The 16,248-nt window shown below is 52.2% G+C and carries 13 protein-coding genes; 6 read left to right on the top strand and 7 right to left on the bottom strand.

What is annotated here, in order from left to right:
- The first annotated feature begins 17 nt into the window (after positions 1 to 17).
- The 3 genes from AWM70_RS23745 (at position 18) to AWM70_RS23730 (ending at position 1,516) form a co-directional block, all read left to right on the top strand.
- The gene (locus AWM70_RS23745) at positions 18 to 164 is read left to right on the top strand and encodes a hypothetical protein (RefSeq protein WP_237167835.1); all 147 of its coding nucleotides are present in this window, start codon (positions 18 to 20) and stop codon (positions 162 to 164) included.
- A complete protein-coding gene (locus AWM70_RS24270; protein ID WP_472461939.1) occupies positions 101 to 1,177 on the top strand; it encodes a winged helix-turn-helix domain-containing protein in 1,077 nt (358 codons plus the stop codon). The genes AWM70_RS23745 and AWM70_RS24270 overlap by 64 nt, the downstream gene beginning before the upstream one ends.
- A gap of 171 nt (positions 1,178 to 1,348) precedes the next feature.
- Entirely contained in the window at positions 1,349 to 1,516 is a 168-nt protein-coding gene (locus tag AWM70_RS23730) for a response regulator transcription factor (RefSeq protein WP_237167832.1), read from the top strand.
- Positions 1,517 to 1,691: 175 nt separating this feature from the next.
- Here AWM70_RS23730 and rpoD read toward each other — a convergent pair whose 3' ends face one another.
- From rpoD to AWM70_RS05880, 5 genes are all read right to left on the bottom strand, one after another.
- Positions 1,692 to 2,795, bottom strand: a complete 1,104-nt coding sequence (rpoD, locus tag AWM70_RS05900) for an RNA polymerase sigma factor RpoD (protein WP_068694774.1) — start codon at positions 2,793 to 2,795, stop codon at positions 1,692 to 1,694.
- 415 nt (positions 2,796 to 3,210) lie between these two features.
- Positions 3,211 to 5,427, bottom strand: coding sequence for a glycoside hydrolase family 36 protein (locus AWM70_RS05895; RefSeq protein ID WP_068694773.1), 2,217 nt, complete (start codon positions 5,425 to 5,427; stop codon positions 3,211 to 3,213).
- Positions 5,428 to 5,525: 98 nt separating this feature from the next.
- Positions 5,526 to 6,848 (bottom strand): ABC transporter substrate-binding protein, encoded by a 1,323-nt coding sequence (locus AWM70_RS05890; RefSeq protein WP_068694772.1) that lies wholly within the window; start codon positions 6,846 to 6,848, stop codon positions 5,526 to 5,528.
- Between the two features lie 118 nt (positions 6,849 to 6,966).
- A complete protein-coding gene (locus AWM70_RS05885; protein WP_068694771.1) occupies positions 6,967 to 8,655 on the bottom strand; it encodes a response regulator transcription factor in 1,689 nt (562 codons plus the stop codon).
- A complete protein-coding gene (locus AWM70_RS05880; protein ID WP_068694770.1) occupies positions 8,633 to 10,522 on the bottom strand; it encodes a sensor histidine kinase in 1,890 nt (629 codons plus the stop codon). The genes AWM70_RS05885 and AWM70_RS05880 overlap by 23 nt, the downstream gene beginning before the upstream one ends.
- A gap of 174 nt (positions 10,523 to 10,696) precedes the next feature.
- Here AWM70_RS05880 and AWM70_RS05875 point away from each other — a divergent pair, with 174 nt between their 5' ends.
- Both AWM70_RS05875 and AWM70_RS05870 read left to right on the top strand, forming a co-directional pair.
- Positions 10,697 to 11,584: a carbohydrate ABC transporter permease gene (locus tag AWM70_RS05875; RefSeq protein ID WP_068694769.1), complete on the top strand. Its 888-nt coding sequence runs from the start codon at positions 10,697 to 10,699 to the stop codon at positions 11,582 to 11,584.
- Positions 11,584 to 12,414 (top strand): carbohydrate ABC transporter permease, encoded by an 831-nt coding sequence (locus AWM70_RS05870; RefSeq protein WP_068694768.1) that lies wholly within the window; start codon positions 11,584 to 11,586, stop codon positions 12,412 to 12,414. Before AWM70_RS05875 ends, AWM70_RS05870 begins: the two co-directional genes overlap by 1 nt.
- Positions 12,415 to 12,543: 129 nt before the next feature.
- On the opposite strand, the gene AWM70_RS05865 is transcribed toward AWM70_RS05870, so the two are convergent.
- Positions 12,544 to 13,902 carry a hemolysin family protein gene (locus AWM70_RS05865; RefSeq protein ID WP_068694767.1) on the bottom strand — a complete coding sequence of 453 codons (1,359 nt, stop codon included), beginning with the start codon at positions 13,900 to 13,902 and terminating at the stop codon, positions 12,544 to 12,546.
- Positions 13,903 to 14,107: 205 nt separating this feature from the next.
- On the opposite strand from AWM70_RS05865, the gene AWM70_RS05860 reads away from it, so the two are divergent.
- Positions 14,108 to 15,178: a chymotrypsin family serine protease gene (locus tag AWM70_RS05860; RefSeq protein ID WP_099093069.1), complete on the top strand. Its 1,071-nt coding sequence runs from the start codon at positions 14,108 to 14,110 to the stop codon at positions 15,176 to 15,178.
- Positions 15,179 to 15,268: 90 nt separating this feature from the next.
- Here the strand turns inward: AWM70_RS05860 and AWM70_RS05855 are convergent, their stop codons facing one another.
- The gene (locus AWM70_RS05855) at positions 15,269 to 16,240 is read right to left on the bottom strand and encodes an MsnO8 family LLM class oxidoreductase (protein WP_068694766.1); all 972 of its coding nucleotides are present in this window, start codon (positions 16,238 to 16,240) and stop codon (positions 15,269 to 15,271) included.
- Positions 16,241 to 16,248: the final 8 nt, after the last annotated feature.

Below are 16,248 nucleotides of genomic sequence, written 5' to 3'. Positions count from 1 at the left end.
AGGGATGGATTACGGGCATGCAGCTGGCTTCGCTTGCGCTGCGCTACGAAACAAGACTGCAGCGGCCTGATTATGATTTCCCGGAGAACCATCGGCAGGTATCCGATTATTTATTCATGAAGTCTTCTCCAAGCTGCCGGACTCGATTTGTTCATTTCTGCTGAGCACGTCAATCCTGCCGCGTATGGACGCGGCCATTTGCATGCGAATCACCGGGCAGCCCGGCAGCCGGCAGTTGCTTGAAACCGTACAGCAGATGAATCTGTTCCTCGTTCCTCTTGACGAACAAGGCCGCTGGTTTCGTTACCACCACCTGTTCGCCCGGTTTCTGCAGGACCGGCTTGTCCATGAGAACCCGGAAGGTGCTGTCCAGCTGCGGTTGAAAGCCGCCCGGGCTTTTGCAGACCATGGATTGATGGACGAAGCGATCGACCAAGCCCTCGCCGGGAGAGCATACGTGCTGGCCGAGAAGTATCTCGAGCAGCATTTTCCAGCCGCACTAGAACTGGGCGAGCTTTCCACCTTGCTGGGCTGTATGGAAAGAATTCCCGAAGAGCACAAAACCTCTTTGGAGCTGGCTTTGTATCACGCTTTTGTGCTTGTGCTGACAGAGGGGCTCAGGCAGGCCGGAGACCTGTTGGAGCAGCTTGAAAGGACATGCAGGAAACTGGAGGAGCCATCACGGCGGGAAGAACTGCTGAGCGGGGTGTTATTCGTGCGCTCCAATCTTATGTTTATGGACGGAGACCTTCAGAAGTGGCTTTCCTTCAGCGAAAGTATTATAGAGCATCTTGTGCCCCGAAATCCGCTGTATTTCGGGTTTGATTATAACCGCCGGGAACCCTTGGTAAGAAAAACCTCCATGGGGATGAAAGGCATGCTTTCCAAAACGACGGAAACGGTCGGCACCCGTTTTACGGGAGTGCTTGAAGCCCGCGGCTGGCACGATTCCTTGATCAATCTACTTGTCTGGAACGGCCTGGCTTCCCTTTCTGCAGGCGCAGCGGGCAAGGCTGTATCTGCAGCAGAACAAGCTGGCGGAAGCCAAGCAAGCAGTCAGCCTATTGGGGATTTCCGCCAAAGACAAACCTGTCTACAGCCTGGAATTTCAATATTTGACGCTGGTTCGTCTGCTTGGCAAACAGCGCAAGGAGAAGGAAGGGCTTCAACTGCTTGAACTGCTGAAGCCCCAGGCCGAGAGAGAGCAGCAGCTCGCAAGCCTTGTGGAAATATCCGCGCTGCAGGCTTTGCTTGAATTTAAATGCGGATATGCCAATAGAGCGGTAGACCATTCGGCCTGTTCCCGGTTCCTGAGGCGGAGAACGAAGCAAGGACAAGGAAACCTGGCTTGCTCGAACCTCTGAACCGCAGCGAAATGGATCTGCTGATCATGCTTCGCCAGGGAGCCACCAATAAGCAAATCGCCAAAGCGCTGGCTCTTTCGGAAGGGACTGTTCGCGTCTATCTCTCGCGGGTGTACGGCAAGCTGAACGTTTCCTCACGCACGCAGGCCTGATTGCTGCACAGGAACTGCGTCTGCTGGATGGATAAACCTTTCAGGACTAGGTCTGGTTTGCAGAAGATAAACCTCTTAACCGCAACCCGCGTGAGCCCCAAACAAAAAAACAAACGGCACAGGATTGTTTTCCCATGCCGTTTTAAATTCCGCTTTTTTGTCTTATCTTGAGCTGTTATTCCAGAAAATCCTTGAGCCGTTTGCTGCGGCTTGGATGTCTCAGCTTACGAAGCGCTTTCGCTTCGATCTGCCGGATACGTTCGCGCGTTACGCCAAATTCCTTGCCGACTTCCTCCAGGGTACGGGTACGGCCGTCATCGAGGCCGAACCGCAAGCGGAGCACATTCTCCTCGCGTTCTGTCAGCGTGTCGAGCACATCCTCCAGCTGCTCCTTAAGCAGCTCATAAGCCGCTGCATCGGCTGGGGCAGGCGCATCGGAGTCCTCAATGAAATCGCCCAGATTGGAATCGTTCTCTTCGCCGATCGGCGTTTCCAGCGATACCGGTTCCTGCGCAACCTTCATAATCTCACGGACTTTATCCGGCGTTAAGTCCATCTCTTTGGCAATTTCCTCCGGCGTCGGTTCGCGGCCCAAATCCTGCAGCAGCTGGCGGGACACCCGAATCAGCTTGTTGATCGTCTCCACCATGTGGACCGGAATCCGGATCGTCCGGGCTTGGTCAGCAATGGCGCGCGTAATGGCCTGACGAATCCACCAGGTAGCGTACGTACTGAATTTAAAGCCCTTCGAATAGTCGAACTTCTCAACCGCTTTAATCAATCCCATGTTGCCTTCCTGGATCAAATCCAGGAACTGCATGCTGCGTCCCACATAGCGGCGGGCTATGCTGACTACAAGACGCAGATTCGCTTCGGCAAGCCTGCGTTTCGCTTCCTCGTCGCCCTGATCGATCCGTTTGGCAAGCTCGATTTCTTCCTGAGCCGACAAAAGGGGCACGCGGCCGATTTCTTTCAGGTACATCCGGACTGGGTCATTGATCTTCATCCCCGGAGGCAGATTCAAGTCATCGATCTTGAAGTCTTCCAGCTCGGTATCCTCCGATCCGGATTCTTCTTCGAGCTCGCCGCCAACATCGATGCCCATTTCGGACAGCTGATCCATAAATTCATCAATTTGTTCTTGTTCCTGATCAAACGGAGCCAATTTGTCTGCAATCTCTTTGGAAGTTATCGAAGAGGACGATTTGCCTTGTTCAATCAGTTGTTCTTTCACCTGTTCAAGGGTCAATTCGGATTCTATATGTTGATCGTTAGCCATTGGCAGGCTCCCCTCCTCCTGAATGAGAACAATAAAAAGCGGATTTCTAAAGTCACCGTTTGACAAAACCGCATAAAATATGGTATGATGATGGAAAATAAAGCAGTGATTCAGACGGTATTTTTATCGCTATCCATCATTATAACATATTTTTTATATGAGTACAATATGTGTATATTTCAGGTGATCCTTTTAGGGTCGCCTTTTTCATTGTCAATTTAACACAGCGGCCCCAAAGACAGTACCGCCCGGTTTAATTAGTATATGCTATTCATTCATTACCCTATTCTTGACCGCTCCATACCCTCTTCTTTATCCTCTTTCGCCGGTCTTGCGGTATCCATGAAAGAAAACAAGCCCCGGCCACTTCATGCCAGAAGAAGCGAGGCTTGTTTTTAAACTTTATTTTTTCCCTTCAGCCTGTTACGAATTCAAACAATCTTGCTGTGCCCGCACCAGGCAGTTGAACCATAAAGCGATTCCATTCATGATCCCACGTATACACCGTATCGGCCGCTTGCTTTGGGTAAGCGCACTTGAACAGCTGCACATCTTGACCGTACAAGCCCGGCAGCGAGAGGAGGCAGGCTTCTTCAGTATCCTTCAGCTGCCAGACTGCGATAAACATACGATCACCAGCTTTTAACCCCAGACTGGCATACGCCGCACCGGGATCGGGCAGGCCGAGCGGCCAGAAAGGAAGAGCCTCGGGTATGAAACCACGAATCTTTTTATAATAATCAATCCCTTCTTGGACGAGTGTTCTGCGTTCCGGACTGAGCTCGGCCAAATGGCCGCTTTGGTGAATTCGGAGCAGCATGGCGTTGACCATGTTAAAAATAACTTCCTCATCATCCCCTTCCCGGAGCGGATAAGACCAGACAGCTGCCTGCTCCGGCGTCAGCGCACCCGGACATCCGGCCGCAATGAGAGCATAATTTAAATAGTTCTCCTGGTCACTGGTAGACTGGATGCTGTGGCGGCTTAACATCGCATAGTCCATCCGCATGCCGCCGCTGGAGCAGTTCTCGATAATCAGGTCCGGATATTTGGCAAATACGCCGTCCAGCCACGCCAGATATGCCCGGTTATGCGCCAGCAGACCATCGCCGAAGCTGTCGGCCTCAAGCTCCGTCCCAACGCCCGAATTGATATTGTAATCCATTTTAATGTATCCTACTCCGTATTCCTCTACGAGCCTGCTGATAACCCTGTCTGCATACGCGCGAACCTCCGGATTCCGGTAATCCAGCTGATAACGGCTCCGGTCTTTTACCCGTTTGCCATGACGCATAAAAAACCAGCTGTCGTCGGTATCCGCAAGCTTCAGGCTGTTAATGCCCATTACTTCGAGTTCCAGCCACAGTCCCGGCACCATCCCCTTATCGCGGATCTTTTTCAGGACAAACGGCAGCCCTTCCGGGAACCGCTCCCGGGACGGCAGCCATTCGCCGACTTCATCCCACCAGAGCCCGTCTGCATACCAGCCGGCATCGATGCAAAATACCTCGCAGCCCGTTTCAGCGGCGCTGTCGATCAGCGGCAGCAGCTGTTCCGTCGTCGGCTTTCCCCAGAGGCAGTTCATATAATCGTTAAAAATAACAGGCAGCAGCCGGTTGTCCTCGTTAGGCCGGCGGATGCGGCGGCGGTATTCCGTCAAGCGCTGTGCTGCTTCCTCGAAGCCGCCGCAGACCGAGCCGGCTGCCACCACGACGCTGGCGAAGCTTTCGCCGGGCTCAAGCTTTTTCCACCAATGGTTGTCATGTTCATTTGGTCCGCCTGCAAGCAGGCTCAGCAGGTTGCCCTGTTCGAACAGCTCCCAGTGCCAGGAGCCATTGTGTTCAATCTGCCAGAAGTAGGCGGTGTGCGAGTCCGTGTTCTGCAGCACGGCCATAGGAATCAGCTCGGCAGCAGACCAGGAACCCGTATTGCTTCCTGTTATCCTTTTGGAGCTGCGGTCGGTCATCTGCGGCATCCCCAGCTCGGGCAGGGTATAGGTCCGCCATTGGAGCTCGCTCTGCCAGCCGTTGTATGCCAAGGTAAGGCACATTTTATCGTCTCGCGCCGCAGTACCCTCCTGATCCAACCCCGAGAAAGCAAACGACGAAATATACTCCACGGAGACAGCGTCTTTCCCTTCATTCTGAAGCTCCGTCCAGCAGCGCACGACATGGCTGACACCGTCCAGAAACTGAAAATGCTGTGTGGCTCTAAGTTCCGTAACTGGATCGAGCAGCACGAACTCCAGCTTGCGGCCCTGCTTATTTCTGTAATCCGCGTGGCTTGCATATTCCATCCGGAGCCCCGGATAGGATGCCCGGTGGGTCCGGCCGTGGTATTCGGCCCTGTCCTCTCCGGTAAGCTGAAGCTCCAGCAGCCTGCAGAAAGGCTTCTGTACATCCGATAGTCGTTCATATAATAGAAGCTGTTCTGAATGGACAGCAGGCTGCCCGTTGCTCCGAGCCAGGTCTTCGTCCTCTGCGGACGTATCGGGAGCGGCGGGCAGACGCCCAAAGTGAAGCAGGCGGACATCTTTGCTGTCCGTAATTTCCAGCTGCAGGGCAAGACCGTTTTCGCTGAAGAATAACAATCCTGGGGATGATAAAGATGGAATATCCTGATGGATTGGCATAAGGGTTCTAGCTCCTCTCTTTGATCTGAATAGCATACTGACCCAGCACGCCAAGCCGTGCTGAGTCAGGTGAGAAAGGATAGGAATATCGAGCAGAATTATTGGGCAGAGCCGAACTGCTGCCAAGCTTTTTGAATTTCATCGACAGCCTGGTCTTTCGTTTTGTTCCCGCCAATGTAGGCCTGCATGATTTCACCGAACTTCTGATGGAACGTATCGAGTGAATAGTTGATGGACAAATCGCCGGATTTCTCCGTCTTCAGGATCTCATCCATTTGCTTCGGCATATCCAGGTCCGGCAAAGGAGCGTCTTTAATAGGTGGAATTACCTTGGCAACTTGGGAGAACCAGTTTTTACCGTAATCCGAAGTATAGAGCCAGTTGAAGAATTCGATTGTTTCTTTAACCACCTTGGAATCCTTGTTGATGCGCAGCGCCTGGTCAGCGCCTGTAATGATAACGGACTGCTCTGGTTTATCGCTCACCGGATATCCTGCAATACCGATCTCGATGTCGGGGTTGATCTTCTTGATCGCTTCTTCGTCCCATGCGCCTTTACCCGTCATGAAGGCCGCTTTGCCTGCCGCAAAATCGCTGACCTCTGCATTGCTGTCCCGCTCCAGCGGTTTGTCCGTTCCGTGTTTGACGGTCAGGTCGATGAAGTTAAAGAAGTTGTCGTACAGCACAGGGTGGTCTTTAAAGGTCGTTTTACCGTCGATGAAGCTTTGGACTAAATCCTTGGCGCTGGTGCCTGCATCTTCCGCTGCCGCATCTACGAAGTGCTGGAAGATATGCTTCCACACCCACCATTCCTTGTATGCGTTTGCAAATGGCGTAATGCCTTTGACCTCCAGTTTGGTAATGGCTTCCTCCAGCTCGGCCGTCGTTTTTGGAACGGAAGTTATGCCCGCATCAGCCAGCAGCTTTTTGTTATAGATCAGGGCAAACAAGTTGCCTTTGACAGGAAGGCCAAGCACTTTTCCGTCGGAGGAGGTCATGTTGCTTCTGACCGCGTCGGTCATCGCCTGCGCCAGAGGTTCATTCGTTAAATCCGCGCTGTAGTCGGCAAAAGTGTCGATGTCCCCGCCAGCCGTCGTCTGGAACACATCCGGCGTACTGCCTGCGGCTATTCTGGATTTCAAAACGGTATTATAATCGGATTGCATAATTTCGAGGTTGATCGTTACGTTGGGCTTCACTTTCTTGTACTCTTCAATATACGCGTTAAAAGCATCCGTATACTCTGGTGATGCCGTAAACATATTGATCGTAACCGGTTTGGAAGAATCCGCGGCTCCTCCGTTATTCGATGCGTTCCCTGCGCTGCTGCTGCCAACATTATTGGAACCGCCTCCGCAGGCCGCAAGCAGCCCCGTCATGAGCACAAGACTGGCCGTTACCGCCGTCAATCTCTTAAACATGAATACGCCCCCGTTTCAATGACTTTGGATTTATTTGCATTTCGTAGATTATTGTATTAAAGCCTGCTGAGTTACAAAATGCAGTTATGTGATGAGTTGAGGGTAAAAAAGTGGCGCATCATTTTGAAGAGCTGAACAGCCGGAACTCTGTCGGGGACATCCGGTAATAGTTGCGGAAAGCCTTGCTGAAGTAGTTCTTATCACGATAGCCGAGCATTTCCGAGATTTCCTGGATCTTTAAAGAAGGATCGCCCAGCATTTCCTTCGCTTTCTCCATTCTCACCTTCTGCGTATATTCATGAATGCCGCAGCCGAACTGCTGCTTGAAACGCTTCATGAGGTATTCGCGGCTTAAATAATATTTTTCGGTAAACAACGAAATTTTGAAATCTTCGAAGTAATGGGTATCGATATAAGCCTTGATATCCTCAGCGTCAAAACGCCCCTGGACGCCAGCCTGACCGCGGATAACGCCAACATAATACTCCAGCATCCGCTCCAGCAATTCCCCAAACTCCGTAAAATTCGAGTAATCCCGGCTGAATCCGCCAAAGCTGAACTTCTCTTCTCCCTCTCGGGGAAGCTTGTCAGGCGAAACGCCCAGCGAAAGCGCCGTATCCCGAAGCAGGAGATGAAAGTCCTGGACAGCACGGTCGGCGTCACCCAGACGGCAGCTTTTCCGCTCCCCAAGGGCACGCAGAAAATCGGCCAGCACCGTCTTCGCCTGATTCAGGTTTCCGGCCTCCAGCGCGCTGCGAAGCAGAGGCAGCCTGCTGATGAGAGACGGCACCTCGGGCGTTTGCTCGGTTCTCCCCGGCGATCCTGATGAAGTTCCAGGTGCAGACGTAGGTACAGGTGCAGATGTAAAAATGGCATTCGCCGCTCCGGCCGCCTGCTGGAAATTCATCTGCAGCACGGCGGCCTTTGCAGCTTCGAAGGCATCGGCCATATGGAACATGTCCCTGCAGGGGCGGCCCACCCCCATAACGGACCGGATTCCAAGCAGATCCCGCAGCGCGGCGTGGATCTGCTTAAGCAGCAGCTCTGATTGAAATGCCAGGTCCGCTTCGGTCCCCTTTTCCATATTAAACACGGTGATCATTTCCCGCATCTGCCGCGGATTGGCAAAGCAGAAGCTTTGCAGCCCGGGTCCGGAAGCATTGTTCACCATATTGGAAACAGCGAAATGCAGCAGCCCGATTTCACCGTGAAAGCGGCTGTTCGCCGTTTCATCCAGATTTAGGATGCGGATAACGCCGACCCCATAAATACTGTCCGCCTTCCCCGCGCCGATCATAGCCAGCAGATCCTGCTTGCCTGCCGGATGAAAGGTCCTATCCAGCAAAGACAGGTAAATATTCTCCTTCAATTTGGGCAGGGACATATTCAGCCTGATCCCCCGGTTAATGTTGTCGTTCTCGCTTCTGCGTCTGGCCTCCAGCTGCTCGACTGCTTTGTGCATCGCCTGGTTCAGCTCTCCCCGGTTTACCGGTTTGAGCAGATAGTCTACCGACTTGGACTTAATCGCCTGCCGGGTAAATTCAAAATCGTTATACCCGCTGATCACTATGCTCGGCAAATCCGGGAAATCCTGTTCCAGAATTTGCAGCAGCTCGGGACCGCTTATGCCTGGCATCTTCATATCTACCATCACCAGATCTACCTGCTGCTGCCGCAGCAAAAGCAGACCGCTTTCCCCGTCTTCCGCCTCCAGGATCGTATCCACGCCTAAGGAGTCCCATTCCCCCAAGATTCGGATGGCCTCTCTTAACGGCTCTTCGTCATCAATAATCAGCACTTTGTACATATCCGCTGCCCCCCTCCGGTATCCGCATCGTCAATTTGGTTTGCCCAACGCCGGATTCAATCGCAAGCTCCGAAGCTTCACCAAACAGGAGTTTAAGCCTTGTGTTCAAATTTTTTAAGCCAATGCTCCCCCCATCGCGTTCTTCCCAGTCGGTCTCCAGAGACTGCAGCACCTGGTTCAGTCTGTCTCCGGTCATTCCCGGGCCGTTGTCCGTGACCGAAATTAGGGCCTCCTCTTCGTTCGCCGATGCTTCAATTGTAATCCGGACATGATCCCGGACACGCTCCAAGCCGTGTTTAATTGAATTTTCGACAAGAGACTGCAAGGACAGCTTTGGAAGGTTTAGTTCCAGCAGTTCTTCCGCCCAGCGGACCTCCACCTCAAGCCTGCTGCCGAAACGTGCTTTCTGCAGCGTTAAATAACGTTCCACATGCTCCAGCTCCTCACGTGCCGTCACGATGTCGCGGCCGCTGATACAGTAGCGCAGCGTCAGCGCCAGCGCCTCCACCATATCGGAGATATCAAACATGCCGTTTTTCAATGCTTTTGTGGAAATTGCCTGCAGCGCATTGTACAGGAAATGCGGATTGATTTCCGCCTCAAGAGCTTTAAGAATAGCGTTTTTCTCTGTCAGCTTCATTTTGTACCGTTCGTTAATCAGATCATTGGTCCTGCGGACCATCATATTGAAATGCCGGCTCAAATAAGCCACCTCATCCCGGCCCTTGACCTCTGTCTCCGCGTCAAAGGAGCCTTCGCTAAATCTCCTCATCTGAAACGCGAGCTTCTTCAGCGGTCTTGTAATCGCATTGGTAATGATTACAACAAGGACAACTCCGATCATAAATAAAATCAGACCAATGCCCAAACTCAGATTCCTTGTTTGGTTCGCCGTTTCGTAAATCATGCTGTAAGGGATAGGTTTAACCAGCTTCCAGCCGTACTGCTCCCCTACGTTGTAGACAACCAGATATTTGCTGTCCGCCTCACGCCAGGTCAGCTGACCTGAGCCTGTGCCTGGAATGCGTTCCAGCAGGTTTCCTTGTCTCAGCCCGCGGTAATAGGCGGAATTGTCGGTATAAAAAGGCGTGCCGTCCGGTCCTAGCAGCAGCAAATGTTCCCCTTCGGCGAAAGGAATATCCTTCATGATTTCATCAGCGGCTTTCGTGTTGAAATAGAACGAAAAAACAACCTGAGGCTGGCGGGTCGAAATAGAACGCAGCACGCGGTGATACGCCATAAAGCTGGTTTTGGCAAAAGAATCGTATGCGCTCCCATAGTTTTCCTTTTCCCTTTCTTCTGCCCCTGTACCGCCATCGCTTCCACCAGCCACAAACGATTGAAACAGCCGGTTTTCCCTGCTGTCCATAGCCCGTCGGTACCAGGCCTGGTCCGGAACCTTATCATCGTACACCGCTCGGACTCTAGTATCATACTGCTCCCGGGTGATCGAATAATATTTGCGGTCAGACGGGATGTACATATTAATCGCCTCCAGATCCTTGCGGGCGAAGAACAGATTTTTTAAATACTGCTCCAAATACAGTCTGGAGGAATACTCCGTTTGTTCGGTCAGCACGGCGTTGATCAGCTGGTCGTACTGAATTTTCGGCAGCGACAGCTCTTCTATTCCGGATAGAAACGCCTCCAAATTCCGGTTGACCAGCAGCAAATTGTTCGACGTGCTGGCAACGCTGCTGCCCACTGATTCGCGCTGAATCATCTGATAGGAGATGACGGACAAAGACCCGACGAGCAGCACGATAATCAAGGTAAATACCAGCACCAGCTTATGGACTAATCTTCGCCTTATTCGCTCCCTTACCTCCACAATTCCTTTTACCAGCGGATTGTTAAACGCTTTCATCTTTTGTCACACCCTCTGCCCTCAGTTCACCTTTTTACCCCTAACTGATTTCTTAAATCCATTGGTCGCTTAATACCCCTAATCTATAATCATTGTAAATGAAAAGCAAGAGTCAACAGAGCGGTCTCCCTCCGGAGCCGCCTGTCGCCGAAGTCTGGAGAAAGAGGTGTCAACATGCGCAACCTGGGCAGAAAATGGTCGGAGAAGCTGGAATTCGGCCTGTTCACTTTGCCGGTTCTGATCTGTGTCGCAGTAGTCTTCTATGTTCCTTTCGTTATGACGATCCGTTATTCCCTGACGAAATGGAACGGCATTTCCAAACATCCGAAATTTATCGGACTGGATAATTTCAAAGATATTTTTATGGGGGATTCCAACTTCAGCAGCGCCGCCTGGTTTACCTTGAAATACGCGGTTCTGTACATTGTAATTATCAATGTGCTGGCGATCCTGCTCGCCGTAGTGCTCGACATGAAGCTGAAGACCTCGGCCTGGCTGCGGGCAGCCTTTTTTATCCCCTATATCCTCAGCCTGGTGATCGTCGGTTTCATCTGGAAGTTTATCTTTATGCAGGGCTTTGAATCGCTTGGAGACAGCACGGGCTGGAAAATATTCGGCCTCAGCTGGCTTGGGGAGCCTGGACTGGCTTTTGTTTCGATCCTGGCCGTTTCGATCTGGCAGTCGATCGGCTTTTATATGGTGATTTATATCGCCGGCCTGCAGAGCGTGCCGGATGATCTCAAGGAGGCCGCAACGGTGGACGGGGCGGGTCCTGTCCGGAGATTTTTCAACATTACGCTGCCCCTGCTTGCCCCTTCCGTCACGATCTCGGTATTTATGGCCCTGACCAACTCGATTAAGGTGTTTGACGTCATCTTGTCCTTGACCGGCGGCGGACCCGGCGGAACCACCTACAGCGTGGCTTACGACATCTACCGGGATACGTTCCAGAATAACCTTTACGGTTACGGGACAGCGAAAGCGCTTATTCTGTTTGTGGCCGTGCTGATCATTACGATTCTGCAGCTGACGATCTTTAAACGCAGGGAGGTTGAAGCCTGATGGCGAAAAGAAAGACGGGGCGTATTGCGCTCGAAATCATCATGGTCGTTTTGTCGCTGCTGTTTCTGTACCCGCTGTTTCTTACGCTCATTAATTCGCTGAAAAGCTTCTCCGAGCTGATGACCGACGTGATCGCGCTGCCGAAAAATCTGGCGTTCGAAAACTATTCTTACGTTTGGAAATATATCAATTACCCTCGTCTGTTCCTGAACAATGCAGTCATCACAATTCTTGGCCTTGCGGGGATCATTTTTGTTTCTTCGATCGGGGCCTATAAGCTTGCCCGGACCAAGACCAAATGGAGTGCGCTGATTTATTTCCTGTGCATCATGCCGATGCTCATTCCGTTTCAGTCGATCATGCTGACCGTACTGCAAATGGCCAAAAACCTGCACCTATCCGAAAGCACCTGGGGCCTTGGGCTTATGTATTGGGGGTTCGGCGCTCCGCTCGCTATGTTCATCTATCACGGGTTTGTGAAAGGCATTCCGAAGGAGATCGACGAAAGCGCCGTAATTGACGGGGCCTCGGGGTTCCGGCTGTTCTTTTCGGTTATTTTCCCGCTGCTGAAATCCGTGACGACGACGGTAATCATCATCGACGTGATGTGGATCTGGAACGACTTCCTGCTCCCGCTCCTCATGGTTAACGGCTCGCCGGATACGAAAACACTTACGCTTGCCGCCTACACCTTTGTCGGACAATACACGTCCGATTGGCAGTATGCCATGACAGCTATGGTGATGGCGGTGCTGCCTTCAATCATCGTGTTTATTTTCCTGCAAAAATACATTGTCAAAGGCGTTGTGGCCGGCGCCGTTAAAGGCTGACCCGGTATATCAGCGCTTATAACGGGGCTATAAAACGACAGTGAACACAGAAAAGCGGCACACCCGTGAATCTTACCAACCGGGCATGCCGCTTTTCCAAGTTTTATATGAAGTTCAAAAGTAAAAGTCCTACTCGTTATTCCTGCTATTCCTGCTCGAATCGGCTTCAGCTTCCTCTTCCTCTTCTTCTATCCGTTTTGCCTGGATTTCAATCCGGAGATAGCGGGTATTCTCGCGCTCCAGAACAGTAAAGAGATAACCATCATGCTGGAACTGTTCGCCTTCCTCCAGCATTTCGTGATGGGCATACAGCCAGCCGCCGACCGTGTCCCACTCCTCATCACCCAGCTCAATCGGCAGATAACGCGAAAGCTGGTTCAAGGAAAGTTTGCCGTCCACGATAATATGATCATGATCCAGAATACGGACGGTTTCTTCTTCCTCACCGTCAAACTCGTCACGGATCTCACCGACGATCTCTTCCAGGATGTCCTCAATCGTTACCATCCCCGAAGTTCCGCCATATTCATCAATCAGAATCGCAATATGGGTTCGCTCCTTCTGCATCTTCTTCAGCAGGTCGTTAATCGGTATCGTTTCAGCAACGGACAATACAGGCTGAATCAGGGTCGAAACGTCCAAATCCGGCTGATCGTCATATTTAAGGAAAAACTGCTTCGTATTGATGATCCCGATCACATGGTCTTTGTTGTCCTTGACCACCGGAAACCGGGTATACTGCTGCTCCTTGATAATGCTTAAATTCTCTTCACGGCTCAAGTTTGTATATAAACAAATCATATCCGTACGGGGCACCATGATTTCTTTGGCCAGCATATTATCGAAAGCAAATATCCGGCTGACATACCCGTATTCGGCTTGATTAATTTTCCCGCTCTCATAACTTTCACTTAAAATAATTTGCAGCTCCTCCTCCGAGTGAGCTTCTTCGTGCTCGGAAGCCGGTTTGATTCCAAACAGCTTGACGAGCTGGTTAGCCGAACCGTTGAGCAGCCAGATAAACGGGAACATGATACGGTTAAACCAGATAATCGCACCTGCCGTAAGCAGCATGATGGTTTCCGTTTTGCGAATGGCTACTGTCTTTGGAGCAAGCTCGCCAACAACGACATGGAAATACGTAATAAGGGCAAAAGCCAAAATCAACGAAATAACGCTGCTTACCGAATCCGGCAGGTGCATCGCGTGAAACAAAGGATGCAGCAGCTTCTCTACCGTGGACTCGCCGAGAAAACCAAGTCCGAGAGAGGTAATGGTGATGCCGAGCTGGCAGGCCGATAAATAGCCGTCCAGATGATTTAACACCTTCTTAACCGATAAAGCATTTCTTTTGCCTTCTGCTATTAATTGATCCACCCGGCTTTGGCGCATCCGCACCGCGGCAAATTCCACGGCTACAAAAAACGCCGACAAAGCGATCAGCAGAACGACCATAACTAATTTTAACCCAAGCCTGTCACTATCCACGAAAACAACATCTCCTTCAAAATATTAAAAATACAAGATAATACGCATGAGCCCGGAACAAGGTTTCAATAATCTTCAATCTATCTTTTTTTACCCGATTTCAGGCCTTTCCTTCAGCCGTTCTCTCCGCAAAATGTTAGAACATTCGCCTCACCATTCCACGGCCCCTTCATAAACTGTAGTACATTCATAAAGAAGGTGATAGATGTTGGCTGATTTTCGGGCAGCAAACCGGCTGAAGGAGCGTTTATCCAAACAGCTTTTAAAGCAGCCGGGCATCCATGGGGTCGGAGTAGGCTACAGTGATCCGGGTAAACCGGGGCGCGGTGCCGCTGTTATTGTTTATACTGGAGCTTTCTCCAATACATCAAAGAACAAACGGAGCAGGAAGCCTTATAAGCAAAGCCATACTATCCGCTACAACGGAAAAAAAATATCCGTTCCGGTTCGCTACGTCCACGCCAAACGCTTCCGGATGCACGCCTCCGGCACACCGTTTCAGCGGCGCATCCGGCCGGTTGTTGCCGGCTACAGCATCGGGACCGAACTCGAATCCGGCACTGCCGGACTGATTGTAACAGACAAGAAAGGCTGCCTCTATGTACTGAGCAATAACCATGTGCTTAACCGGAACAACACGGCCGGCTTCTCCGCAACGCTGCAGCCCGGCGGAGCGGACGGCGGGACCCTCAAATACGATAAAATCGGAAGGCTTTACCGCTTTGTGAAGCTGAGCGGCAAGAGACCGAACTATCTTGATGCGGCGCTGTCGATTCCGCTTCGCCGGTCCCTGCTGTCGCCGCGCTACGCCAAATTTGGCGTGCTTCCGGGCAGCGTCACTTCTTACAAAGTGGGAGACCGGTTCAAGAAGATCGGCCGCACCACTGGTCTCGTCTATGGGACCGTTGAATCCGTCAATACGGATGTCAACATTTCTTACGATGGCTTCGGCGGACTAGACGTCGTTCCATTCAAGAACCAAAGCATTATCCGCGGGGTTAAACCCGTGTCTCTGGCCGGTGACTCCGGCTCGGTTTGGCTGACCAGGAGAAAGAACTACGCTGCCGCCGTCAACTTTGCCGGTTCTGACAACGGCACGCTGTCCATTTCCTTCCCTGTCGACCGGGCGCTGCGGAAGTTTGGCGTGCAGGTAGCTCGCCCGGGCCGCCGCTGTCCCGGCAGACGCAAACGCTGCATCATTAAACCCCACTATATTAAACCTTTAAGCGCCAAGCAGCATTCCTGCATCCGGGTGCTTAGAGCCCATAAGCATTAACCAAACGGACCGCAAGCGTGTCGTTAGCCTATTTGCAAGTTTAAGCACAGGGATCCTTAACTTCCCTGTGCTTTTTTGTTCGGACTGCCCTTACCTGTCGTTATGATTAAGAACGCAAGCCGCCAGCAGTTCAAAGGAACGCCTTCTGGCTTCGTAATTCCAAACCGGATTCATGACCAGAAACTCGTCATTGCCGTATTCCCGCTGCCACTTCTGCAGGGCGGCAGCCGCCTCCTCGGCCGTCCCATGAATCTGATGCTTCCGCTGCGGCTGCTCCGAGCCTTCCGGACGCGGGTTTCGGCTCTCCTTGGCCAGTTCAGCTGCTTCCGCTGCCGTATCTGCGCAGAGCAGACTCACAGCTACCAGGGTTTGGGGTTCGGCCAGCCTCCTTGAGGGGACAAAAGCCTTCCGGTAAGAAGCCAAAACCTCGGACGGCTCTTCATCACTCATAAAAGCGCCAAATACAAACCCGCAGCCATTCCGTGCGGCGTATACCGCGCTTTTGCTGGCCGTGCCGAGCATCCACAGCGCAGGCTCGGTTGAAGGAACCGGATTGGCCTGGACAGGATGGCCTTCATAAACATAAGTGCCTTCAAGCAGCTCGATCAAAGCTTGAACCGACTGCTCCATGCCATAGACACGCTGCAGGAAATTTCCGCTCAGCGCCATCGAGGCATGGGCCGGACCACCTGGAGCCCGGCCGATCCCCAGATCCACCCGGCCAGGCAGAAGCGCCGATAGCAGACGAAATGTTTCTGCAACCTTCAACGGGCTGTAATGCGGCAGCAGCAGCGCCCCCGTGCCCAGCCGGATATGGCGGGTCACCGCGCCGATATGGGCCAGCAGCACTTCGGGCGCGGCGCAGGCCAGACCCGGAAGATCGTGGTGCTCCGCCGCCCAGTACCGCCCGTAACCGGATTGCTCCGCTAACCGGGCCAATAAAACAGCCTCGGCAACGGCCTGCTCCGCCGCTGCCCCTTCCGCCTGCGGCACCAGATCCAATACGCCTAACCGCAGCGGCCGGCTGGCGCAGCCGGTTGGTTTGCTTGTTGTCTCTATCATTCCATTAT

The sequence above is a fragment of the Paenibacillus yonginensis genome (assembly GCF_001685395.1).
GTDB lineage: Bacteria > Bacillota > Bacilli > Paenibacillales > Paenibacillaceae > Fontibacillus > Fontibacillus yonginensis.
Note: the sequence above shows the minus strand (reverse complement) of the source record. Positions and strands in the feature narration are given on the sequence as shown.

Coding starts and splice junctions, on each gene's coding strand:
- AWM70_RS23745 (WP_237167835.1), top strand. CDS start 18: ATGCAGCTGGCTTCGCTTGCGCTGCGCTACGAAACAAGACTGCAGCGG.
- rpoD (WP_068694774.1), bottom strand. CDS start 2,795: ATGGCTAACGATCAACATATAGAATCCGAATTGACCCTTGAACAGGTG.
- AWM70_RS05895 (WP_068694773.1), bottom strand. CDS start 5,427: ATGCCAATCCATCAGGATATTCCATCTTTATCATCCCCAGGATTGTTA.
- AWM70_RS05890 (WP_068694772.1), bottom strand. CDS start 6,848: ATGTTTAAGAGATTGACGGCGGTAACGGCCAGTCTTGTGCTCATGACG.
- AWM70_RS05885 (WP_068694771.1), bottom strand. CDS start 8,655: ATGTACAAAGTGCTGATTATTGATGACGAAGAGCCGTTAAGAGAGGCC.
- AWM70_RS05880 (WP_068694770.1), bottom strand. CDS start 10,522: ATGAAAGCGTTTAACAATCCGCTGGTAAAAGGAATTGTGGAGGTAAGG.
- AWM70_RS05875 (WP_068694769.1), top strand. CDS start 10,697: ATGCGCAACCTGGGCAGAAAATGGTCGGAGAAGCTGGAATTCGGCCTG.
- AWM70_RS05870 (WP_068694768.1), top strand. CDS start 11,584: ATGGCGAAAAGAAAGACGGGGCGTATTGCGCTCGAAATCATCATGGTC.
- AWM70_RS05860 (WP_099093069.1), top strand. CDS start 14,108: ATGTTGGCTGATTTTCGGGCAGCAAACCGGCTGAAGGAGCGTTTATCC.
- AWM70_RS05855 (WP_068694766.1), bottom strand. CDS start 16,240: ATGATAGAGACAACAAGCAAACCAACCGGCTGCGCCAGCCGGCCGCTG.